22 protein-coding genes and 1 pseudogene are annotated in these 19,749 nt (G+C 33.9%); 4 read left to right on the forward strand and 19 right to left on the reverse strand.

From position 1 onward, the window contains the following. A partial coding sequence (locus QZZ51_RS07080) for a peroxiredoxin (protein ID WP_291867867.1) occupies positions 1 to 645 on the reverse strand: 645 nt, incomplete at its 3' end. Positions 646 to 1,011: 366 nt separating this feature from the next. Here QZZ51_RS07080 and QZZ51_RS07085 point away from each other — a divergent pair. Next, positions 1,012 to 1,977 carry a tRNA-dihydrouridine synthase family protein gene (locus QZZ51_RS07085; protein WP_291867870.1) on the forward strand — a complete coding sequence of 322 codons (966 nt, stop codon included), beginning with the start codon at positions 1,012 to 1,014 and terminating at the stop codon, positions 1,975 to 1,977. 193 nt (positions 1,978 to 2,170) lie between these two features. Here the strand turns inward: QZZ51_RS07085 and QZZ51_RS07090 are convergent. From QZZ51_RS07090 to QZZ51_RS07100, 3 genes and pseudogenes are all read right to left on the reverse strand, one after another. Then, positions 2,171 to 2,531 (reverse strand): annotated as a pseudogene (locus tag QZZ51_RS07090) (IS1595 family transposase); the annotation flags it as partial. A 298-nt stretch (positions 2,532 to 2,829) separates the two neighbouring features. Then, on the reverse strand, positions 2,830 to 4,140 hold the full coding sequence (locus QZZ51_RS07095; RefSeq protein ID WP_291867872.1) for an FAD/NAD(P)-binding oxidoreductase: 1,311 nt from the start codon (positions 4,138 to 4,140) through the stop codon (positions 2,830 to 2,832). A 150-nt stretch (positions 4,141 to 4,290) separates the two neighbouring features. Beyond that, entirely contained in the window at positions 4,291 to 4,503 is a 213-nt protein-coding gene (locus QZZ51_RS07100; RefSeq protein WP_291867875.1) for a DUF2892 domain-containing protein, read from the reverse strand. A 126-nt stretch (positions 4,504 to 4,629) separates the two neighbouring features. Here QZZ51_RS07100 and QZZ51_RS07105 point away from each other — a divergent pair, with 126 nt between their 5' ends. Continuing rightward, positions 4,630 to 5,223 (forward strand): class I SAM-dependent methyltransferase, encoded by a 594-nt coding sequence (locus QZZ51_RS07105; RefSeq protein WP_291867878.1) that lies wholly within the window; start codon positions 4,630 to 4,632, stop codon positions 5,221 to 5,223. On the opposite strand, the gene QZZ51_RS07110 is transcribed toward QZZ51_RS07105, so the two are convergent. From QZZ51_RS07110 to QZZ51_RS07130, 5 genes are all read right to left on the reverse strand, one after another. Then, on the reverse strand, positions 5,220 to 5,855 hold the full coding sequence (locus tag QZZ51_RS07110) for a Crp/Fnr family transcriptional regulator (protein WP_291867881.1): 636 nt from the start codon (positions 5,853 to 5,855) through the stop codon (positions 5,220 to 5,222). The two genes, QZZ51_RS07105 and QZZ51_RS07110, sit on opposite strands and share 4 nt — an antisense overlap. Positions 5,856 to 5,920: 65 nt before the next feature. Continuing rightward, on the reverse strand, positions 5,921 to 6,262 hold the full coding sequence (locus tag QZZ51_RS07115; protein WP_291867883.1) for a rhodanese-like domain-containing protein: 342 nt from the start codon (positions 6,260 to 6,262) through the stop codon (positions 5,921 to 5,923). A gap of 190 nt (positions 6,263 to 6,452) precedes the next feature. Beyond that, a complete protein-coding gene (locus QZZ51_RS07120; protein ID WP_291867885.1) occupies positions 6,453 to 7,085 on the reverse strand; it encodes a Crp/Fnr family transcriptional regulator in 633 nt (210 codons plus the stop codon). Next, positions 7,086 to 7,484: a DUF983 domain-containing protein gene (locus QZZ51_RS07125; protein WP_291867888.1), complete on the reverse strand. Its 399-nt coding sequence runs from the start codon at positions 7,482 to 7,484 to the stop codon at positions 7,086 to 7,088. It lies immediately after the preceding gene. Between the two features lie 98 nt (positions 7,485 to 7,582). Beyond that, positions 7,583 to 8,491, reverse strand: a complete 909-nt coding sequence (locus QZZ51_RS07130; RefSeq protein WP_291867890.1) for a DUF1338 domain-containing protein — start codon at positions 8,489 to 8,491, stop codon at positions 7,583 to 7,585. A gap of 79 nt (positions 8,492 to 8,570) precedes the next feature. Here QZZ51_RS07130 and QZZ51_RS07135 point away from each other — a divergent pair, with 79 nt between their 5' ends. Beyond that, positions 8,571 to 9,458, forward strand: coding sequence for a LysR substrate-binding domain-containing protein (locus QZZ51_RS07135; RefSeq protein WP_291867893.1), 888 nt, complete (start codon positions 8,571 to 8,573; stop codon positions 9,456 to 9,458). Here the strand turns inward: QZZ51_RS07135 and deoD are convergent. The 4 genes from deoD to QZZ51_RS07155 form a co-directional block, all read right to left on the reverse strand. Continuing rightward, complete coding sequence (gene deoD / locus QZZ51_RS07140; protein ID WP_291867896.1) at positions 9,455 to 10,153, reverse strand: purine-nucleoside phosphorylase; 699 nt, start codon at positions 10,151 to 10,153, stop codon at positions 9,455 to 9,457. The two genes, QZZ51_RS07135 and deoD, sit on opposite strands and share 4 nt — an antisense overlap. A gap of 6 nt (positions 10,154 to 10,159) precedes the next feature. Continuing rightward, a complete protein-coding gene (deoC, locus tag QZZ51_RS07145; protein ID WP_291867899.1) occupies positions 10,160 to 10,816 on the reverse strand; it encodes a deoxyribose-phosphate aldolase in 657 nt (218 codons plus the stop codon). A 273-nt stretch (positions 10,817 to 11,089) separates the two neighbouring features. Next, entirely contained in the window at positions 11,090 to 11,758 is a 669-nt protein-coding gene (locus tag QZZ51_RS07150; protein ID WP_291867902.1) for a bifunctional 4-hydroxy-2-oxoglutarate aldolase/2-dehydro-3-deoxy-phosphogluconate aldolase, read from the reverse strand. 62 nt (positions 11,759 to 11,820) lie between these two features. Beyond that, positions 11,821 to 12,861, reverse strand: a complete 1,041-nt coding sequence (locus QZZ51_RS07155) for a sugar kinase (RefSeq protein ID WP_291867903.1) — start codon at positions 12,859 to 12,861, stop codon at positions 11,821 to 11,823. Positions 12,862 to 13,185: 324 nt separating this feature from the next. Between QZZ51_RS07155 and QZZ51_RS07160 the strand changes: the two genes are divergently transcribed. Beyond that, positions 13,186 to 14,055 carry an AraC family transcriptional regulator gene (locus QZZ51_RS07160; protein WP_291867906.1) on the forward strand — a complete coding sequence of 290 codons (870 nt, stop codon included), beginning with the start codon at positions 13,186 to 13,188 and terminating at the stop codon, positions 14,053 to 14,055. Positions 14,056 to 14,111: 56 nt separating this feature from the next. On the opposite strand, the gene QZZ51_RS07165 is transcribed toward QZZ51_RS07160, so the two are convergent. The 6 genes from QZZ51_RS07165 to QZZ51_RS07190 are packed head-to-tail and all read right to left on the reverse strand — an operon-like array spanning position 14,112 to position 19,738. Continuing rightward, positions 14,112 to 15,182, reverse strand: a complete 1,071-nt coding sequence (locus QZZ51_RS07165) for a mannonate dehydratase (protein ID WP_291867908.1) — start codon at positions 15,180 to 15,182, stop codon at positions 14,112 to 14,114. Positions 15,183 to 15,207: 25 nt separating this feature from the next. Next, positions 15,208 to 16,260, reverse strand: coding sequence for a lactonase family protein (locus QZZ51_RS07170; RefSeq protein ID WP_291867911.1), 1,053 nt, complete (start codon positions 16,258 to 16,260; stop codon positions 15,208 to 15,210). Positions 16,261 to 16,294: 34 nt separating this feature from the next. Next, positions 16,295 to 17,089 (reverse strand): SDR family oxidoreductase, encoded by a 795-nt coding sequence (locus QZZ51_RS07175; RefSeq protein WP_291867913.1) that lies wholly within the window; start codon positions 17,087 to 17,089, stop codon positions 16,295 to 16,297. A 41-nt stretch (positions 17,090 to 17,130) separates the two neighbouring features. Continuing rightward, positions 17,131 to 17,577 (reverse strand): hypothetical protein, encoded by a 447-nt coding sequence (locus tag QZZ51_RS07180; protein ID WP_291867916.1) that lies wholly within the window; start codon positions 17,575 to 17,577, stop codon positions 17,131 to 17,133. Beyond that, complete coding sequence (locus QZZ51_RS07185; RefSeq protein ID WP_291867918.1) at positions 17,552 to 19,015, reverse strand: sugar porter family MFS transporter; 1,464 nt, start codon at positions 19,013 to 19,015, stop codon at positions 17,552 to 17,554. Before QZZ51_RS07185 ends, QZZ51_RS07180 begins: the two co-directional genes overlap by 26 nt. A gap of 27 nt (positions 19,016 to 19,042) precedes the next feature. Continuing rightward, positions 19,043 to 19,738 carry an RraA family protein gene (locus QZZ51_RS07190; protein ID WP_291867921.1) on the reverse strand — a complete coding sequence of 232 codons (696 nt, stop codon included), beginning with the start codon at positions 19,736 to 19,738 and terminating at the stop codon, positions 19,043 to 19,045. Positions 19,739 to 19,749 lie beyond the last annotated feature (11 nt).

Below are 19,749 nucleotides of genomic sequence, written 5' to 3' on the forward strand. Positions count from 1 at the left end.
CAAATCATCATCACTTGTCATACGCTCTTCTGCCACACCACAAGAACCAGCTGGAGAGACAATAACATCATCTCCTGGATTCCAATCTGCTGGAGTTGCTACATTAAATTTGTCTGATGTTTGCATAGCTATTAAAGCTCTATATAACTCATCAAAATTACGTCCTAAACTTAAAGGGTAATAAATAATAGCACGAACAGTTTCTTTTGGATCCACAAAAAAGACAGCTCTAACTGCTTGTGTTTTACTTTCTCTGGGTTGAATCATTCCGTATTTTTTAGCAACATTCATCGAAATATCTTCTATTAATGGAAATTTTACTTCGATATTTTCCATTCCGTTAAATTTAATCTTATCCTTAATTGTTCTTAACCATGCAATGTGGCTATATAAACCATCTATTGACAACCCTATAAGACTACAATTTGCTTTCTTAAATTTTTCTTCTAAATGAGCAAAAGTCATAAACTCTGATGTACATACAGGAGTAAAATCTGCTGGATGGCTAAATAAAATAGACCATTCTCCTTTATAATCTGAAGGATAATTAATTTCGCCTTGTGTTGTTATTGCAGTAAATTCTGGTGCTTTATCACCAATTCTTGGCATTGCAAAAACTTCTTGTTCTTTTTGTATTTCTTCCATAATAAGCGCTTCTAGTTATTGTTTTTTTCTATTTTACTAAATTAATACAATAGATTAAATCTATTTGAAACTTATGTTACATAAGCTAAAAATTTAAAAAAAAAGTGCTCTTAACGTTTATAGTATTCTATTACTTCTTGGCATAACTTTTCTTTATCAATCTAAAAAAACAAATAAATTATCCACAAAAAAACTCTGCACTAGACCGTATCCCATTTAAACAACGCAATTAGAGAAACTCTTACTATAAATATATTTTATACAAAAAATTACATTTTGCTATAATTTTGAATACAAAAACCATATCATAACCCTAAATCAAAACCATCAACCAATTATCCTATATTTGCCCGACTAAACAACAAAATGGCTTCTACTCTACTTTCATCACCTTTACAAGGCTTTACAGATTTCAGATTTCGTAACGCCTTCCATCATTACTTTGGAGGTATCGATACATTCTATGCGCCATACATTAGGCTAAATGGAAAGCTAAAAATTAAGCAATCCTATCAAAACGATTTATTGCCAGAAAACAACACTACTTTAGAGGTGATTCCGCAAGTAATCACTAACGATCCGGAAGAATTTATATATGTTGCTAAATACGTACAAAGTTTAGGCTATAAAGAATTAAATTGGAATTTAGGCTGCCCATATCCTATGGTTACTAAATCTGGAATGGGCTCTGGCTTAATTTGCAATCCCAAAAAAATTAATGAGGTCTTACACAAGGCACACAACGAAACAGATATTTTGGTTTCTATGAAAATGAGAATGGGGTACGAAAATGCAGAAGAAATTCTAGATGCCTTTCCTATTTTAGATCAATACCCGCTTAAAAACATTGCTATTCATGCAAGAATAGGAAAGCAACTCTACAAAGGCCCCGTAAATTTAGATGCTTTTGAAAAATGCATTCGTAGCACCAAACACAAGTTGTACTATAACGGAGATATTACTAGCGTTTCTGCTTTTAAAGCCATTGAAAAACGTTTTCCAAATATCGATCATTTTATGATTGGCCGTGGTTTAATTGCTGATCCTTTTTTACCAAGTATGATAAAAAATAACACTACGGAATATCCCAAAAACCGATGGTCTATTTTTTCTGAATTTCATGACACTATTTACCAACAATATGACGAGTACTTGTCCGGGCCAACACCTATAAAAATGAAAATGTTAGGTTTTTGGGAATTTTTTTCTCAATCTACATCAAACCCACAGAAAACATACAAAGCCATAAAAAAAGCTACAAATCCTATAAAATATAGACAAGCAGTTGATCATATTTTAAAAACAGAAATGAAAATTAAAAGCACTTTGTAAGTAGATCTATAATTCGCTTTGTCAATTCTAGGTGTTTTTTATTACTTCTCTTTATTCCGTTTAAAAGCAAAAGAGCTATACTTTCAACTAAAAAAGAGATGTACAAAGGCTTCTCTTGCTTATTATAGAGCATAACATACACCAGCCAACATTAGCAATGTAAAAAACTACATACAATACCATTATACGTCTTAACCTTGGCCTCTCGACTTAATATGATTGACAAAAATGTATTGCAAGGGTTGGGCTGAAAAATCCTCTATTTTCATGGCATACATCCTTTTTACCTTACCGTCTTTGGTTAGCTGAACCGCTGTTACCGCTTTCTTTTCTTGCCATGGTAACTTCTACACGTTTTACCTTCCTCCCTGCCGCCCAGCACAAACTCGCCGACATGAACATCTCCATCCATGGGATTGTTTTCACTAGAAGCCTACCTCTCTGACTTTTAATATAAAGAGTCATGCAGTCTTTTCTGTTACCCGATAGCGGATACCCATATAACTCACGGATAGGCTTTTAGTGAATGTGGCCATTTTAAAACAAATAAAAAATGTGTTGGTGGTAGCAGATTCAATATGTTCGCAGATATTAATAGCATAGCTAGCTCTAAAAAGAAGCTTAAAAAGTAGTTCTATACGCACAAAAAAGTAATTAAATAACCCTTGAGACACACAAATGAAAAACATACAAGACTTACTAAGTATAACTTTATTGTTAATAGCATTTAACCCGCTCTACGATGTTTGTTTTTACTGTGCAATGCCTACCTCTTATTTTTATAAATAATAGAACAACAAGAATAGAAATTAAAAAGAGGAAACAAAATGTTTCCTCTTTTTAATTCTAATTTTATACGTTTTTTCCTTTCATCATCTTATTCCAATATAGATAAGGAAGGCCATACTTTTTAAGCATCCATAATCTCCAATGTTCTTTATTGCTATTAAAAACTAACATGCGTTTTAATTTAGGATCTGGGATAAAATTATTCTTATAATCGAACTCTGCGAGTACCATTTTACCATAGTCCGTAACTAATGGACAAGAAGAATAACCATTATAAGATTTATTATTGGCTTCTTTATTATTTATAAGTTTAAACAAATTATCTACAACAATAGGCACTTGTTTACGTATTGCTGCTCCTGTTTTTGCCGTTGGTAAAGCTGCAACATCTCCTAAACCAAAAATATTCGGATATAAATTATGTTGCATGGTCTGATGATCAACATTTAACCAACCTGCATCATTTACTAAAGAAGATTCTCTAACAAACTTAGGAGCCACAGATGGGGGAGCTGTATGCAACATATCATAATGTATGCCGTAGCGATTGCCATCCCTTGTAATCTCTACATCTTTATAATTATATTGAAATGATTCATCTAGTTCTAGCTCGTCTGCTTGACCACTTGAAATGACTACACAACCACCTGCAGTAATATCCTTACCCATTTCATACCAAGCAATTTGCTTTTCGGCATCTACAGCTACCAATTTATGATGAAATCTTAGATTAATGTCTTTTCTATCTACTACCTCCATCAAGGTCTTAGCAATTTCCTTTACACCAAAAATAACGGTACCTCCAGTAGCAAAAATAATGTCAGTTTTTTTGTCCACCTCTGTTTTTCTGAAATGATTTTCCGCTAAGTACATAATTTTTTGTGGAGCGCCACCGCATTTAATAGGTGTTGTGGGTTGCGTAAAAAGAGCTGTTCCTCCTTTGAAGTTTTTAATAACATTCCAAGTATGTTTGGGATTTGTATAGTTACTACAAACTACACCTTTATCCATTGCCTCTCCCAAACCAGGAACCAAACTAAAATCATAAGCCAAGCCAGGAGCTACAACTAAATAATCATAAGCAATGTCTCCTTTTGTAGCCGTACTCACCTTATTATTTACCGTATCGAAACCAGTTGCTTTATCCTTTATCCAAGTGACTCCTTTTGGCATTATGTCGGCCATTGGCCTTGCCGTCTTTTCAAAGTCATACGCACCCGCACCAACAAGCGTCCAAGCAGGTTGGTAATAATGCGTATCACCAGGCTCTATAATACCAATATTTAATGTCCTATCTTTTTTTAATAATTGCCCTGCAGTCATTATTCCTGCAGTTCCTCCTCCTATAATAAGAACTTTATAATGTTTACCCATACCTTGTTTTTAAATGTAACCTGTTAAATATACACTAAGATATATTTTAACAATGTAACAATTGTTACAAAAGATATTCAAGGCACGAGATGTATTCAATATTCTAATTGGTTTTTAATGAATTTACTAAAAAATAACTGCAAATAATCACTATTTATTATCCTTTATTTTACAGCTGTTTATCCCGAACAAAGTGTATAATGGACAAAAACTAATAAAACTTGTAAAAACAAAAATTACTGCCAATCCTATAAGAACATATGCGAACATACCATGTAACACATTAGTTAAGTATAATGCTAAGACTATTCCTGCAATAATAAAACGAATTATACGATCTGCACCGCCCATATTTTTTGTCATACCATAAAATTTTAAATTATTAACTTTTTGAAGGATTACTAATGCCTTTTGATACTACAAAAGTAATTATCGTATTTTGCTAAAGCTGTGACATATGTTACAACTCCGAATATTTAATCCTAAGTAATGCAATTACAAAGAGTACTTGGTAAAATTGATATATATCTGTTAGACCAAATCTTAAAAAATAGATACCTTCTCTCCCAAAATATTTTAGATGCTGGTTGCGGTTCGGGGAGAAATTTACATTGGTTTATAGCCAATGGCTATGCCATTGAGGCAATAGACATAAATAATTCCGAAATTGCCCTTTTAAAAGAGCTGTACCCTAGTTTAGAAAATAAATTTAATGTTGCAGAATTAGATAACTTACCTTTTACTAATACCTCTTTTGATCATATTATTTGTAGTGCTGTATTACATTTTGCAAAAAATGAAACCCATTTTAAAAATATGCTTGGGGAGTTAGTGCGCGTTTTAAAAATAGGTGGCACCATTTTTATAAGAATGGCCACAGATATTGGAGTAGAAAACAAAATTAAGCCTCTAGGGAAAGGGCTATTTTATTTACCCGATAATTCTGTTCGGTTCTTATTAACCGTTCCATTGTTAGAAGAACTTATGCTAACACATAACCTTAGTTTCATAGACCCTTTTAAGAGTGTTTATGTGCATAACCAAAGAAGCATGTCTACTTTAATACTACGTAAAGAAGCTTAGTCTCTTAATTGAATTGTTCCATGCTTTAAAAACAAATGACCTTCTAGTTCTAATTTTTTTAATAATCTTGAAATTACTTCGCGAGAAGAACCTAATTCTTTTGCTATTTGCTGATGGGTATTCTTTATTTCTTTGGAATTATGAAGAGAAGATTCTTTTTGTAAGTATTCTAGCAAAAGCCGGTCTTTATTAGAAAAAGTGAGTACCTCAACCATATGCAGTAACTCATCAAACTTTAGATTAAATAGATCATAAAAAAACTCGTTCCATTTGGGGTAATTCCGTGCAATATCAAGAGCTTTGCCAGCGGGTATTAATACCATTTCGGCATCTTTCTCTACAACCGCTTTTACTTTGCTAATTTCATCCTTTACCAAAGTTGTCATAGACATAACACAACTTTCTCCTGGTTCTATATAGTATAGAAGTACTTCTGCTCCGGTTTCATCTTCCTTAAAGACTTTTACTAAACCAGAAACTAAAAAAGGAATTACCTTAATATACGTACCAGACTTAAGAATTACATTCCCTTTTTCTATTTGCACTAAGCTACTAACTTGTACTATTTCTTCTTTAAGCTCTATATTTTCTGCCAGATAAGGAAAATGCTGTTCTACTATAGTGTTAATCACAAGTCTTTTTTTGTAAAAATAAAGAAATGATTTACAGAGAAATCACTTTTAATCTAGGTTTTATGCTACCATCTGGAGTATCCTCCTTGTAAATCATAGATTTTTTCAAAACCCATATCTGCTAACTTATGTGCCGCTTTTTGACTACGAGCACCAGAACGGCAATAAATATATAATGGTTTAGATTTGTCTAATTTTTCAAAATATGCTTTGAAATTACCTGGTCTAAAAAAATCTACATTTACTGCTTTTTTTATATGACCGCCACCAAATTCATTTGGTGTACGCACATCTATTAACTGTACTTTTTTTCCAGAAATAGCAGATGAAAAAGAATTCTTATTTAAAACTTCAATAATCCCTGAGTAATCTTTCTTTGGCCCAAATAAGCTACTTAAAAATGACATATTCTATATTTTTAGTGATGTAAAATAAAGGCAAGTAAAATAAAAGAAACGACCACAAGGTCTCATGATCGTTTCCTTAAATAACCAACCAATAAAAATTTGTATTCAAAAAATTCATAGTTTAAATACAGGATAAAAGTAGTCTAGGTAATTCTAAGAGACAGTAACTAATGTTACATTTAAAAAATTATTATAAATCTACTAAACGAATATGGTTTCTGTTTAGTTCTATTTTACCCATGTTTTCTAGCTTTTTAAGAAGTCTAGAAACTACTACTCTAGAAGTATGTAGTTCATGTGCTATTTCTTGATGGGTATTGTTAATCGTATTATTATGGGTTACTCTAGCTTTATCTTTAAGGTACTTAAGTAAACGTTCATCCATTTTAAGAAAAGCAATACTGTCTACTGTTTCCATAACCTCATTTAAACGATTATGGTAACTATCCAAGACAAAACCTCGCCAACTTGCGTATTTAGACATCCATTCTTCCATTTTCTGAATAGGTATCATAATTAACTTGGCATTGGTTTCTGCGACTGCGCGTATTTCACTTTTAGATTGCCCTACGCAACAACTTAAGGTCATAGCGCAAGTATCTCCATTTTCTAAAAAATAGAGTAGTAACTCATCGCCATCCTTATCTTCTCTTAATATTTTAATGGCTCCAGATATTAATAAGGGCATAGATTTAATATAATCCCCTATCTCCATTATTTTAAAACCTTCCGGAATTTCTTTAAAGGTAGCTACTTGATTTATTTCGTTGATTAAATCCTCTTCAAATATATGTCCGTAGTTATCCTTTAATTCTTGAATCATTTAGGGTTTTGTTTTTGCTTTAGCTGCAATACTCTTATCAAATTTAAAAAAAATATTGGCCCAAATAGATTTAGAAATAGCGCCAATATATGGCATGGTTAAAACCAGCCCAACAATTATGCTAATAAAGGTATAAAAAAGACTAAAGTCTAGCCCTAAAATTTGAATTAAAACGTAAACAGCTACGGCTACTGCAATACCAACACCATAAGATACATACATAGAACCGTAATAAAAACTAGGTTCTATACTATACTTTAAGTTACAACTGGGGCAATTCTTTTTTACTTTATTGAATTTACTAAGTTTATATGGGCTAGCTTCTAAAAAATTCCCTTCATGACACCTAGGGCATTTTAAAAATAAAATACTATATAGTTTTGATTCCTTAAAAGACATACTACTTTTTGCGTATAAAAGTAGCACATTAGCAAAACTCTATAAGTAACAAAGGTTACAATCTACTTTTACAGATTATAACCTTTGAATAAAACCTGCTATTTCTTTTGGGTTTGCGTGCTAAAAGTACTTTCGAAAATTTTGTCCGCATTTGCAGATTCAAACCCCTCTCTTCGGTGCTCTCTTTTTAGTTCCGATGAGGCTATATTTATAAACTCTGGCAAAGGTAAGCGCTCTGCAAACTCTACGTAACTACCTGCTATTTTTGTTTTCTTGGTGTTAGAAAATTCCGCATCTATCATCTCTGCTACCGTACTACTTTGTTTTAAAAGACCATCTGCACTGGTCTTAATTTTTCCGCCTGCTGTATTGAGATTTATCCCTATAGATTCAAGAAATTCATTGAATTTAGCTACTGTATTATATGCTTCTGGCAATTCGTGAACGCTAATGGTGTAGTGGTTTAAATAATATCTATTATAAATTACCCAAGAAGCATACTCACTCTCTTCTAATAAAGTTTGATAGTCTTCTAAAGTTGGTAGTTGCCAAAGGGATTTATAAAAGAACTGTCCCACTTCTGTAGCATTATTTAAATCTAATACATCCACTGGGTCTTTGGTAATACTCTCCGTATATTTAGTAATTGTTTTTTGAGCCTTTACCGACAAGTCTTTAACTCTAAGTTCACTAATAAAAATACGAGGAAACTCAGGAGATGGAGGTGCGTACCAGTAAGCATCTAACTTTTTCCCTTCAAAAAAGAAATAGTCTTCTTTGGTATAGCCATAATGTAAAAATATTTTCTCGAAAGAAGCTATACCCAAATTAGGCACGCCTAAAGTCCTAAAAGCAATATGATCATTAACAATATCTGCCTGTGTAGCAATAAGGTCATTACTAATCATGGCTTTAGTAATTTTCTCCACATCTGGTACCCGTTCTATATACGGATTAAACAAAGCTTTTAAAATAGTTTTTAATCCTTCTTTCTTTTGAGTATTCATAGCTGTTACATTTTACATTAAAATAACTCGGCAAAATTAATTGTACTTTTGATTAATAACAACTCTTATTAAGTATCAAATGATAAGTATTACTAATCAATTAGAATTAAGACAACTTCGTTATTTTATTGCTGTTGCCCAAACCTTGCATTTTAGAAAGGCTGCAGAAACTTTAGCTATTTCCCAATCTGCCTTAAGCCAACAAATTATGCTTTTAGAGTCTATACTCGGGGTTAAACTATTAGATAGAACCAATAGAAAAGTATCTCTTAACCGCTCTGGGAAACTATTTTTAGAAGAAGCTCTGCGAATTACCAAACAAGTAGATAACTCTATTACTAATTGGAAATTAAAACAAGATGGATCCGACGGAGTTTTAAAAATTGCATTTGTAGCTTCGGCCATGCAACAATTTTTACCTCCAATTCTAAAGTCTTACGATCAAAAATATCCGAATATAAAATTACAACTAGAAGAGTTATCCAATAAAGACCAAATAGAAGCATTACAAGAAAACAGTATCGACATAGGTTTTATGCGAACGAATAAAGTAACCTCTAACCTATTATTAAAACCTGCTTTTCAGGAGTCTTTAACCTTAGTTTTACCAGAAGAACACCCTATTACGGAAGATAATTTTACAAACATGCGTTCTTTTTCTGAAGCTTCTTTTATTCTATTCCCTAATGAGAATAGTCCTATGTATTTTCAGCAAATCTTAAACCTATGCGCTGATAATGGCTTTAGTCCTAAAATATCGCATAAATCTATTCATGCACCAACCATTTTTAAATTGGTAGAAAATGGAATGGGAATTTCTATTATACCCAATTCTTTACGTGACAACTTTAATTACAAAGTTAGGTATATAGAGCTAAAAAATATTGCACAAAAAACGACTTTATATGCTGCATGGAACAAAGAAAATGATAATCCTGTTTTACAATATCTACTACAATTAGTTTAGGAAATATTTAAAGCAATTTCTATCATTTCTGAAAAAGAAGTTTCTCTTTCTTTTGAAGAAGAGCTTTCTCCTGTAACTAAAGAGTCTGATATGGTTAAGATGGCAAGTGCACGTATGTTAAATTTTGCTGCCAAAGTATACAAACCGGCTGCTTCCATTTCTACACAAAGCACTCCATAATCTGCCCATTTTTTATAATCATTAGGATCATCTCCATAAAACTCATCAGAAGAAAGCACATTACCCGCTTTTACATCTATCCCCTTCATTTTAGCATAATTTACCGCATTAAACAAAAGTTCAAAATTGGCAGTTGGTGAAAAATCTGCATTTACAAAACGTGTATTGTTTATGCCTGATGTGGTCGATGCCGACATAGCCAAAACAATATCTCTTAGCTCTACTTCTTTTTGGTAAGATCCTGCAGAGCCAACTCTAATAATGTTTTTAACACCATACTCTTTAATAAGTTCATGATAATATATCATTGCCGAAGGAATACCCATTCCACTACCTTGTACAGATACTCGTTTTCCTCTATACGTACCCGTAAAACCTAACATGCCACGAACTTCATTATAGCATATAACATCATCTAAAAAAGTTTCCGCAATCCACTTTGCCCTTAAAGGGTCTCCTGGCATTAATACCGTTTCTGCAATTTGCCCTTTTTCTGCTGAAATATGTACGCTCATAATTTATTATTTAGTTGAAACTATTGCTATTCCAGAAGATGTACCAATTCTTGAAACACCTAATTTAATATATTCCAAAGCCGTCTCTTTATCTCTTACTCCTCCTGAAGCTTTTATTTTTACGGTATCGCCTACAATACTTTTCATAAGCTGCACGTCTTCTAATGTTGCTCCTCCTGTACCAAACCCTGTAGAGGTTTTTACAAAGTCTGCTCCTGCCTCCATGGTTAATTTAGTAGCCTCTTTTTTTTCGCCTGTAGTTAAAAAACAAGTTTCAATTATTACTTTAAGAACGGTGTCGCCGATAGCTTTTTTTATTTGTTTAATCTCTGATCGAACAAAATTACTATCTCCAGATTTTAATTGGCCAATATTAATAACCATATCTATTTCATCGGCACCTGATGCAACACATTCTATAGCTTCAGAAACCTTTGCTTTGGTAGACATTGCTCCTAGCGGAAAGCCAATAACCGCTGCTAATTTTACTTTACTATTCTGTAATTCTTTTTTTGCAATTTCTACAAAACACCCATTAACGCAGACCGCATAAAAATTATAATCTACTGCTTCTTTGCAAAGATTTTTAATATCTAAAACAGTTGCTGTTGGTTTTAATATAGTATGATCTATGTAGTCCTGAAATTGTAATTTACCTGCCAAATTGTATGGTTTTAATAGTTCTTTTCTATGAAAAATACTATCAAAGATAACAGGAGTAAATCTAAAATTATATGACAACGATCATTAAATTATTTTAGGCACTATTACCGAACTCTTATAAACCATTAAAAGAAAAAGGTTTAATAGAAAATGAGTGTACTATGCAGACTTTTAAACCCCACATGGCACACCCATTGTTTTTGTATTTTATAATTGGAAGATAAGAGTTATACAAAAAACTCGTGCATTCCTCCCAAACATCTTATTCTACATCTATTTTCTTATAGATTTAATTAAAGCTAATGTTGCTTTTACATCTTTCTCTAGCTTTGCATAATCTTTACTTGCAATAATTTCTTTACTAATAAGTTTAGATCCCATACCAACACAAGTAACACCTGCATTAAACCAACCTTTTAAGTTCGCTTCTTCTGTACTTACACCACCTGTTGGCATAACACTTGTCCAAGGTTGAGGACCTTTTATTGCAGAAACAAATCCTGGCCCGTATGTTGATCCTGGGAATAATTTAATAATCTCGCAACCCAGCTCTTCTGCTCTATTGATTTCTGTTAATGAACCACAACCAGGAGACCATAATACCTTTCTACGGTTACATGCAATAGCAATATCTTCTCTTAAAGATGGAGTTACAATAAAGTTCGCCCCCATTTGCATGAACATTGAAGCTGCTCCTGCATCTGTAATAGAACCAACTCCCATTATCATTCCTGGAAGTTCTTTTATTGCATACTTATTAAGTTCCGAAAAAACTTCAAAAGCAAAATCACCGCGAGCGGTAAATTCCATTAAACGAGCACCTCCGTCATAACAAGCTTTTAATACTTTTTTTCCTAACTCTATATCTGGGTTGTAAAACAAAGGAACCATTCCGGTTTCTTTCATTACACTAGCTACTTCTATTCTTGAATATTGTGCCATAATTTTACAGGTAAGTCCTTCCCTTATAAAAGAGAAGAATTGTTATTTAAATGAATATTAATTTATCTTGCTACACGTCCAGATGCGTCTCCTCCCATGAGTTTTTCAACTTCTGAAATAGTTACCAAGTTTGCATCCCCTTTAATGGTATGCTTTAAACAGGATGCTGCAACTGCAAAATCAAGCGCATTTTGGTCCTCTCCTGGGTACTTTAATAATCCGTAGATTAATCCTCCCATGAAAGAGTCTCCTCCACCAACTCTATCTACGATATCTGTAATTTGATATTGACGTGTTTCGTACATTCTCTCCCCATCATATAAAACCCCTGCCCATGTATTATGAGAAGCTGAAATAGAACCACGTAAAGTTGTAATTACTTTTTTAGCTTTTGGGAATCGTTTCATCATTTGTTTACATACAGATAAAAAAGCTTCTGCCTTAACATCATGACCATGTTTATGTACGTCTAATCCTTCTGGGTGTATTCCAAAGTGCTTTTCTGCATCTTCTTCATTTCCTAAGATAACATCGCAATACGAGGTAAGTTCTGTCATAATAGCCTCTCTATCTCCTCCGTAATTCCAAAGCTTAGCTCTATAATTTAAATCGGTAGAAATGGTAATTCCTTTTTCGCTAGCAACCTTAACCGCTTCTAAACACACATCTGCTGCTCCTTGAGAAATAGCAGGAGTAATACCTGTCCAATGGAACCATTCTACATCTTTAAAAACAGTATCCCAATCGATCATTCCTGATTTAATCTCCGCAATAGCAGAATGTGCTCTATCATAAACCACTTTACTACCTCTACTTACTGCTCCAGTTTCTAAAAAATATATTCCTAAGCGATCTCCACCGTAAACAATTTTATCTACACCAACACCACGCTTGCGCATTTCCATCAAAGCACATTCTCCAATGTCATTTTTTGGTAAACGTGTTACAAAATCAACAGGCACACCATAATTAGCAAGGGATACCGCTACATTAGATTCTCCTCCTCCATAAACAACATCGAAGTTATTCGCCTGTGAAAATCTTAAAAATCCTTGAGGTGCTAAACGAAGCATTATCTCTCCAAACGTTACTACTTTTTTCATTTGATTTATATTGATTATAAGTTTTAAAGTCGATTTACATATTTACCATTCTGTAAAGACCGTATTTTTCTACTACCCTATATGGCAATTTCTTTAATACACTATCGCGGAATAACAGTACGCTAATAATAAAACTATTTATTTCGCATTTATAGAATACTTTTTGTTCCCATTTAATACTAATCACAAAGTTATATTGTCAAAAAACCAATAACTACTACAAATACGACCCATACCAATACTATTTTTGCCTTAACTAAGTTTTAAAATTTAAATTTGTTTTATATTGTTAAGCATTACGCAACTCTCTATAGTAAAAAAGAAATGAAACCACACCTAATTAGCAGAGACAATCTAAAGAACAACTCTTTTATGATTACCAAACATTCTGACCCTTCTTTTCCTAAGGTTTGGCATTATCATCCAGAATTAGAATTGGTTTTAACTTTAAAAAGTACCGGAACAAGATTTGTTGGTGATAGTATTAAAAAATTTAATGAAAGTGATTTGGTTTTAATCGGGGAGAATGTACCACATATGTGGATTAATGACGATTGCTACTTTGAACCAAACTCAGACTTAATTGCAGAGGATATAGTTATACATTTTAGAGAGGAATTTTTAGGGAAAGATTTTTTTAAAACCAAAGAAATGAAACCTATCTCTTTACTATTAACAAAGTCTAAGTATGGGATAAAATTCAATAATACACCCGTAAAAGTTTTAAAAAAAATAGAAGGTATTTCTGCTCTGAATGGATTTAAGAGAACCATTGAACTTCTAACAATCCTTAATATTCTTGCAAAACACAAGAATTACGAAATACTATCTAGCCAAGGCTATATTAAAACGTTTAATAAAACCAAAAATATTACCTTAGATAATACTTATGAATACATATTTGAAAACTTTAACAAACATATTTCTTTGACAGACGTAGCCAACGTTGCTAATATGAACCCCTCTGCTTTTAGCAGGTACTTTAAGCGGGTAAATAGAAAACCTTTCTCTAGGTATTTAAACGAAGTCCGTATTGGTTATGCCTGTAATCAATTAATTGAACAAAAGGGAAATATAACAAGTATTTGTTACGATTCTGGATTTAATAATATCTCTAATTTTAATCGGCAATTTAAAAATATTACTCAAAAATCTCCTTCAGAATATCTACGTGAGTATATACAAGTAAATTAATTTTTCTTTCTGTTTATAAGGCTAATGAATTGATTCCCTAATTATTGTTAGAACGTTTATGGTTCTAAAAGCGACATAGCAGCTTTCATATAACCCATAACATAGGCCATACCAGCGTACCAAGGAGCATCGCATGTCATTTGTGGTGTATGATCAGGAATTAAAACCCCTTCAAAATTGTTCTTCTTTAAAATTTTCAAAACCTTGAACATATCTATATCGCCTTCATCAACAAAAACCTCTTGATATTGAGGCACTTTACCTACGATATTTCTAAAATGGATATACCCTATTCTACCCTGCTTACTATAACTATCCGTGGCATCATACACATTGCCTTCCGTCATTTCAGCTATGGAACCCAAACAAAATTCGAGGTTATTGGCGGGGCTTGAATTCATATCAATTAATTTCTGATACAAATTAGGCTGATATACTAATCTAGGTGTATTCCTAACATAGGGCATTGGAGGATCATCTGGATGAGCTGCCATTTTAACTCCTGCCTCTTCTGCAATGGGTAAAATCTCATCTAGAAAATATTGTAAACGATTCCATAATGTTTCATGATCTATTTTTAACATTGTTCCCTGAGGAGCGTTTTCATCATAGACCATATTCCAAACCATTCCGTTCGGGATAGGCGTATCATCACCCCCATCCATTCCTACGGAAACAGCGGCTCCTCTTGCATATTCACCCTGTGTTCGGGCAGCCACGCCTGCCAAGGAAAAATTATAACCAAAAATGGGTATTCCAGCGGCACCTACGTTTTGAATCAACTGTTTTAAGTTGCTCATTTGTTCCTCTTTCTTTGGTCCATCCAATAAAATATCATGCCAATGTGCGGGGTCAAAATTCTCTATCGCCTCCCATTCTAGTCCGTGCGAATTAATCTCTTTTTTTATGGTCAATAATTCCTCTAAACTCCATAATTTATTGGGGTCTCCAGCCTTACCCCAGCCTTCCTCCTCGCCTATAGGTTGATTGGCATTACTCTTGTCATTTTTTTCATGTCCAAAATAATCGACCATATGTACCACCAAATGAGTAGCCCCACATTGTTTGGCGAATTTATAATGGTCATCATTCAACATATGTTTATATAGTCCAAATCCTAGTTTCATTTCAATACTTTTTTTACTTTACAATTCACTTTAAAAACGCCACACAGACAGGTGTTTTTATCTCTTTTGTGCGATATACTTCTATTAATTTTCCGTTTCCTCTAATCCTATATACAATGGTGTCATTTGAATTTTGATGACAAGCAATAAGCCACTTACCACTTGGAGAAATATTAAACTCTCTAAGCTCATTTGCGTTCGTATGTTTGTAGCCGACCAAATTCAATACATCTTCTTCCATTTTAAAAATGGTGATGGCATCAAGTTTTCTATTACCTACATACAAAAATTTACCGTTAGGATGAATTCTTATAGCTGAAGCACTTGGAGCACCTTGATAAAAATCTGGTAATGAATTATAAGAACCTATTTGGTTGAATTTATTCCCTTTGTTTTTTAATACAGAAACCGCACTGGTCAATTCATTGATTACATAACCCAGGCTCCCATCTTTATTGAATACCAAATGCCTAGGACCTCCTCCTTTACGTATACTGATATCCTTTTGAGGATTGGGAGTCAATTTATTTTCTTGAACTTCATAGGCCTTCACTGTATCTATTCCTAGATCACAGACATAAACATCTTTTTTATTCGGGTGCGCCACCACTTGATGTGCATGGGCAGCTTCTTGCCGTTCCAAATTTACACTTGACCCAGAATGCTGATGATTTTTAGCGCACATCAATAATCTACCTGATTCGTCAATAGGATATTCGAGCATATTTCCTGAAATATAACAGGCTATTAAAATTCTATCGTTTAGTGCTTCTATATGGCATGGACACCCTCCCAAAATCGGTTGCTCATTCAACAATCCCAAAGAAGAATCATCTTTGATTTCATAAGCCTGAACTACTGGGCTATCCTCTTCAATTACCTCTGTATTACTATACAAGTATTTATTATCTGTACTTAAAGTAAGGTAACTCGGGCTAACTGTTTTTTTAGTATGCAAGACAGAAATTTCACCAGTCTCCTCGTTCAATTGAACTGTAGAAATTCCATCACCAGAACCGAAAATTTCGGGAGTCAGTTTTTGTGTGTAACTGCCAATAAAAAAAGTAGAAAATAGCATTGTGTATATTAATTATATTCTCAATTTATTAGGTTTATTTTCTCGGCAGGCGAGGATCGTATTGTATGGTACTGTTCATATACGCCCCGTCAATATAGATATCCGAACCATTGATGTAATCGCCCAATTCACTTGCCATAAAAGCCACTGTATGGGCAACATCACCGACATTACCTACTCTCCCCTGAGGAATCCAATTTTCAAATTTCTCTATACCAAATTTTGTAATTTCCTCTTTGTTCATTTCTGTTGTAATGGCTCCAGGAGCAATAGAAACTACCCTTATATTATTTTCAGCCAATTCTAGCGATAAGCATTTAGAAAGCATTTTTAATCCTGCTTTTGCCGAACAATAATGTGTTAACCCCTTTCTTGGTACCACATCATGAATGGACGAAATGTTTATAATAACCCCTTCTCCAATGTCGGCCATTCTTTTACCAGCCTCTTGTGAACATAGAAACGGCCCTTTCAAATTCACATTCATTACACGATCCCATTCACTTTCATCCATATCCAAAATATGATGGATAGATTCGGTACCAGCGTTGTTTACCAAAATATCAATCCCGCCTATTTCCTCATCCATTTTCAAGAACATCTTCTTGACCTGTACTGCGTTTGATACATCTGCACCTACAATCCCCGTTTTCACCTCAAAAGAAGTACTTATCTCTTTTGCTAAATCTTCGGCACTTTGTTTATTGCTATTATAATTGATAAAAACATCAGCGCCGCAAGCTGCCATTTTTCTACAAATTTCAGCACCAATTCCTTTACTACCTCCAGTGACCAAAACCCTTTTACCTGTTAAATCTATCTTTATCATAACCTTGGTTCTTTCATTTTTTTAATTACCGAATACTTGCTTTAGTGTTGCTCAAAAGCGTTCCTAACCAAGGCTTCCATTTCCCTCTTTTTTTCTTCATTTAGCGGGAAAAATTCAAAATCTCCCTCGTGAGTATATGACTTTTCGATTATAATAATCTCGCAATCCTCGCTCATTGCAATATTATGCCAAGTATCTATAGGAATGTTATAGGTAATATTAGGTTTCAATAATTCTACCTCAAAAGCAACATTATTCTCCTTTATTTCGGCTCCAATCAATACGGCTTTTCCTTTCAACAGTATAAAAACCTCATCGGTTAAATGATGGATATCTAGCTTATCTATATTGCCTATTTGCTGTTCTGGCATATAATTCAATTGTGCAACTTGCCATCCATCCCTGATTAAGAATGGATGATATCCATTACCACTAATCTGGTATTGTTCTATTAGTTTCATTTTAGCCTTTATCTTCTCGTTTGTCATTCAATTTTTTCCAAGACAATTGAATCTCTTCTAGGGTTTTTCCCTTTGTTTCAGGAACATATTTCCATATAAACCAAATTGCAGGAATCGTTAATGCGCCATATAAGAAAAAAGTTCCTGCTGGTTTAATAATTTCAATGAACATAGGGTTCGTTAACGTAATGAAAAAACCCGTAACCATTAAGGAAAGGCTTCCTATGCTTACGGCTAAGCCTCTAATTTTGGTTGGGAAAATCTCGCTGATGATTACCCATACTATAGGTCCGTATGAAAATGCAAAACAAGCCACGTAAATCAATAGTGGAATTATCACTAGGTTGGATCCTACTGCGAATAGCACTCCAACTCCCATAAGCGATAGTGCAGCACCTACAACACCTATCAATAATAGTTTTCTTCTTCCATATCGCTCTATATTCATTATAGCGATAAAAGTGAAAATTGAATTCACCAAACCAACTAAAACAGCACCTAAGAATGAGCTTTCTACGCTCTTTATTGATTCATTCAAAATATTGGGAGCAAAATACATTATGGCGGCTATTCCACTTAAATGGGAAAACATTGGGAGTAAAATTCCAATTAAAAAGGGTCTTCGCAAATAGGGTTTGAATAACTCCCTTATACCTTGTGTTTCCTCCCTCGCAGCTTCCTTCATTTCCGCCAATTGTGCTTCTGCCTGTGCCATACCTCCTAATTTAACCATAGTGGTGAATGCTTCTTCTTCCTTTCCATTAACTACTTGCCATCTAGGGCTTTCCGGTACAAATAACAGCAAAATCAAAAATAAAATAGCTATTGGAATTTCAGTACCAAACATTCCCCTCCAGAGTTCCTCAACAAACAACCAATCCCAAAAACTTACTTCTGTACCACTGATTATTCCCGCTTTACTTCCGGCTTGATTAAGAACTATCCAATCCACAAGAAAAGCAAGCAGGATACCCAAGGTTATAGATAATTGATATAGGGAAACCATTTTTCCTCTTTTTTCAGGGGATGTCAATTCCGAAATATAAATAGGTGCCACTACGGAAGTTATACCAACACCAATTCCTCCAATAATTCGAACAATAATCAAAGTTATATACGACGAATCTAAACTAGAAGTAATCCAATACGATGAATCCAAATCACCTAAAAACTGTGGCGGTAACATGGAACCGAATGCCGATATTGTAAGACAGGAAGCTGCTAATATCAGTGTTTTCTTTCGACCATATTTATCGGTGACCCTACTTGAAATAATACATCCTAATATTGTTCCTAGCAACGCGGATGAAACCACCCAGCCCAACATAGTTGCGGTTAATTCGAATTGGGACTCAAGGAAAGAATTACAACCGGCTATAATTGCGGTATCATACCCAAATAGAAACCCTCCAATGGTTGATACAAAACTTATGGAAAGAAGATAAAAAGAAGATTTTTTGTTCATAATACGTGGTTTAAAAAGATGCTCATATTACATGATTCCGAATTTATTAAAAGCATCAACCGTACTCATGCCAGCTTCTAATACTTTCTTAACCAATTGTTCGCCTCTAGCCTTTTCAATAGCGCCTGTAAACGCCTCTTTTACGGCCTCTTTTGGCACAATTAATACACCATCAACATCACCATAAACTATATCCCCAGGGTTTATACGTATACCCGCAATCTCTATAGGTACTCTATAATCGATTACTTTCCCTCTAGGACCTTGATCTTGGGCATAACCACCAAACGAAAAAGTAGGAAAATCAAGATTGAGTATTTCTTTTGTATCTCTAGACCATCCGTCTACAACAGCACCAGCACCTCCCAAATTAATAGCTCTTGTACTCATCAACCCACCCCAAAGGGCATATTTTGGGGATGAGCCTGAACAGATATAAACCTCATCCTCTTTTAAACTATCTAATGCTTCAAACATAATCCCAAATGGTTTTTCCATCAATGGATTATTGGTATTATCTACAATTTCTTCAAAAACATCCGCTTCCAAAACAGGCATCGCCCTACCAATCACCACAAAATCATCATTCAACGGTTTTAGATTCGGTGGAAGAAATTGATGTAAGTATCCCATTTTATCTAAAACATCCCCTACAAGTGCCACAAAAAGCTCTTTTTTAGCGATTTTAAATAGTTCTTTATCATTTTTCCAATGTGTTGTCATTAAACAGATTT

It is taken from the genome of Maribacter sp. (genome assembly GCF_016744255.1).
GTDB lineage: Bacteria > Bacteroidota > Bacteroidia > Flavobacteriales > Flavobacteriaceae > Maribacter_B.

Excerpts from the sequence above, each read along its gene's own strand:
- QZZ51_RS07185 (WP_291867918.1), bottom strand. The coding sequence starts at position 19,015 with ATGAACAAAAAATCTTCTTTTTATCTTCTTTCCATAAGTTTTGTATCA.
- QZZ51_RS07120 (WP_291867885.1), bottom strand. The coding sequence starts at position 7,085 with ATGATTCAAGAATTAAAGGATAACTACGGACATATATTTGAAGAGGAT.
- QZZ51_RS07115 (WP_291867883.1), bottom strand. The coding sequence starts at position 6,262 with ATGTCATTTTTAAGTAGCTTATTTGGGCCAAAGAAAGATTACTCAGGG.
- QZZ51_RS07190 (WP_291867921.1), bottom strand. The coding sequence starts at position 19,738 with ATGACAACACATTGGAAAAATGATAAAGAACTATTTAAAATCGCTAAA.
- QZZ51_RS07160 (WP_291867906.1), top strand. The coding sequence starts at position 13,186 with ATGAAACCACACCTAATTAGCAGAGACAATCTAAAGAACAACTCTTTT.
- QZZ51_RS07135 (WP_291867893.1), top strand. The coding sequence starts at position 8,571 with ATGATAAGTATTACTAATCAATTAGAATTAAGACAACTTCGTTATTTT.
- deoD (WP_291867896.1), bottom strand. The coding sequence starts at position 10,153 with ATGAGCGTACATATTTCAGCAGAAAAAGGGCAAATTGCAGAAACGGTA.
- QZZ51_RS07105 (WP_291867878.1), top strand. The coding sequence starts at position 4,630 with ATGCAATTACAAAGAGTACTTGGTAAAATTGATATATATCTGTTAGAC.
- QZZ51_RS07100 (WP_291867875.1), bottom strand. The coding sequence starts at position 4,503 with ATGACAAAAAATATGGGCGGTGCAGATCGTATAATTCGTTTTATTATT.
- QZZ51_RS07170 (WP_291867911.1), bottom strand. The coding sequence starts at position 16,260 with ATGCTATTTTCTACTTTTTTTATTGGCAGTTACACACAAAAACTGACT.
- QZZ51_RS07125 (WP_291867888.1), bottom strand. The coding sequence starts at position 7,484 with ATGTCTTTTAAGGAATCAAAACTATATAGTATTTTATTTTTAAAATGC.
- QZZ51_RS07085 (WP_291867870.1), top strand. The coding sequence starts at position 1,012 with ATGGCTTCTACTCTACTTTCATCACCTTTACAAGGCTTTACAGATTTC.
- QZZ51_RS07095 (WP_291867872.1), bottom strand. The coding sequence starts at position 4,140 with ATGGGTAAACATTATAAAGTTCTTATTATAGGAGGAGGAACTGCAGGA.
- QZZ51_RS07180 (WP_291867916.1), bottom strand. The coding sequence starts at position 17,577 with ATGACAAACGAGAAGATAAAGGCTAAAATGAAACTAATAGAACAATAC.
- QZZ51_RS07165 (WP_291867908.1), bottom strand. The coding sequence starts at position 15,182 with ATGAAACTAGGATTTGGACTATATAAACATATGTTGAATGATGACCAT.
- QZZ51_RS07150 (WP_291867902.1), bottom strand. The coding sequence starts at position 11,758 with ATGGCACAATATTCAAGAATAGAAGTAGCTAGTGTAATGAAAGAAACC.
- QZZ51_RS07155 (WP_291867903.1), bottom strand. The coding sequence starts at position 12,861 with ATGAAAAAAGTAGTAACGTTTGGAGAGATAATGCTTCGTTTAGCACCT.
- QZZ51_RS07130 (WP_291867890.1), bottom strand. The coding sequence starts at position 8,491 with ATGAATACTCAAAAGAAAGAAGGATTAAAAACTATTTTAAAAGCTTTG.
- QZZ51_RS07175 (WP_291867913.1), bottom strand. The coding sequence starts at position 17,089 with ATGATAAAGATAGATTTAACAGGTAAAAGGGTTTTGGTCACTGGAGGT.